Here is a 1777-nt window from a genome sequence, read left to right as displayed (position 1 = left end):
TACGCGGGTCCAGCACCCGCACGGTGAACGTCATCGGCCCAGCACCAACCTCGGCACAGCCACCGAGAACAGGCTCCGCGTGCCGAAGCCCAGCGCCTGCTTCTCCGGCAGCATCGCGCGGCCCGCGGTCAGTTCCGGCCGTCCCGCGGCGATCATGTGCGCCACGCAGCGGGCGTAGCAGTCGACATAGAGACCCTTCCGGCCGCCGTCGGCGCTCGGGAGCGCGGCCCAGTGGTGCACCGCCGCGCCGTCCGGGTGGTCGATCATCGTGTTGAAGCCGAGCAACCGGCCGTCGCCGGCGCGGTAGGTCCGCGTGATGACGTCCGGGCGCCGGACGAGCGCGTCGAGGTAGGCCGGCGCGATCGGGCTTCGGGTGTCCAGGTGCAGCCCGCCGACGCGCGAGCGCTGGCCACCGGCCCACGCGCGGTCGTCCTGGCGGGCGCGGTGGGCGTTGAGCAGCGTGGCCAGCTCGTGCGGGTCGAGGCCGGTGCGCCCGGGCGCCGCATCCGTGGCGACGTCCGGGTTCAGGTACCGGCGGACGTCCGGCGCGAGCCCCGCCGCCCATTCGTCCACAGTGGAATAGCGGTTGACGAGCACGGCGGCCGGGTCGATCTCGCGGCTGATCCGGGCCCGGCCCGCCAGCGCGGGCACCAGCTCCGGGTTCATCGCCCGGTAGACGACGCCGAGCAGCCCCGGGCCGACGTACTCGCGCAACGCCCGTTCGAACTGCCGGATCGCCGTGCGGCGGTCGGTGAAGTCCTCGGCGAAGACGCACGCCGGATAACCGCTGAGCAGCGGGAGGTAGACCTCGGCCCAGCGCGGCCGGAACCGGCCACCCGAAATCGGCCCGAACGTCCCCGCGCCCCAGCCGCGGCACACCATCACCGCCAGCGCGCCGACGACCACCGGGCCCTGCCGGACCACGGCGAGCACCGGCGGGTTCTTCGCCAGCCACGCTTCCCGGCGCAGCAGTTCGTAGTCCCACACCGGCGGCAGGCACCGGGCCCGGAACGCGGCCCAGCCGTCCGGCGGCGGATCGGTCCGGGGATCGTGAACGTCCACATGCGACACTGCGACGACGGTCTTCACCGGCCCAGCACCGGCCTCGGCACGGCGGCCGTGTAGACCGGCCGGGGCCGGAACCCCAGCTCCTGCTTCAGCTCGATCATGCCGCGGCCCGCGGACAGCTCCCGGGCGCCGCGCTTCGCCGTGAAGCGCACCGCGCGCACGTACGAGTCGAAGTACAGCCACTTCTTGCCGCCGTCGGCCGGCGGCAGCGCCGCCCAGTGCTGCAGGACCGGCGTGTCCGGGTGGTCGAGCATGGTCTGCACGGCGAGCAGCTTCCCGCCGACGTCGTGGTAGGTCAGGGTGTGCACGTCCGCCCGCCGGACGAACCGGTCGAGGAACCCCGCCGACGGCGGCGTGCGGGTGTCGAGCGCCAGCCGCCCGTAGCGCTCGCGGTGCGCCTGGATCAGCCCGGCCAGCTCGGCGCCGTCGAGGTCCGCACGGCCCGGGCCGCCGCGGACCACCAGGGAGGTGTCTTCGGCGAGCCGGCGCCGCTGCCGCCGCAACCCCGCCCGCCGCGACTTCGCCAGCGACGCGATCCAGTCCTCTTCGGACTCGAACCGGTTGTCCAGCACCGCCACCGGGTCCACGCGCTTGACGAGCCGGCCGCGGCCACCGAGCCCGGCGGCGAGGTCCTCGCCGAGCGCGCGGTGGACGACGCCGAGCAGGCCGGGACCGAGGCGGCGGCCCAGTTCCCGCTCGAACTCCCGCA

2 protein-coding genes are annotated in these 1777 nt (G+C 74.8%); both read right to left on the bottom strand.

Annotated features, from left to right (window positions below; translation table 11 throughout):
• Positions 1-30: 30 nt before the first annotated feature.
• Entirely contained in the window at positions 31-1062 is a 1032-nt protein-coding gene (locus G3I65_RS41150) for a hypothetical protein (protein WP_160700879.1), read from the bottom strand.
• Between the two features lie 23 nt (positions 1063-1085).
• On the bottom strand, positions 1086-1777 hold a 692-nt coding region (locus G3I65_RS41145; RefSeq protein WP_160700878.1), incomplete at its 5' end, for a GNAT family N-acetyltransferase.

The organism is Amycolatopsis sp. SID8362 (genome assembly GCF_010550475.1).
GTDB lineage: Bacteria > Actinomycetota > Actinomycetes > Mycobacteriales > Pseudonocardiaceae > Amycolatopsis > Amycolatopsis eburnea.
Note: the sequence above shows the minus strand (reverse complement) of the source record. Positions and strands in the feature narration are given on the sequence as shown.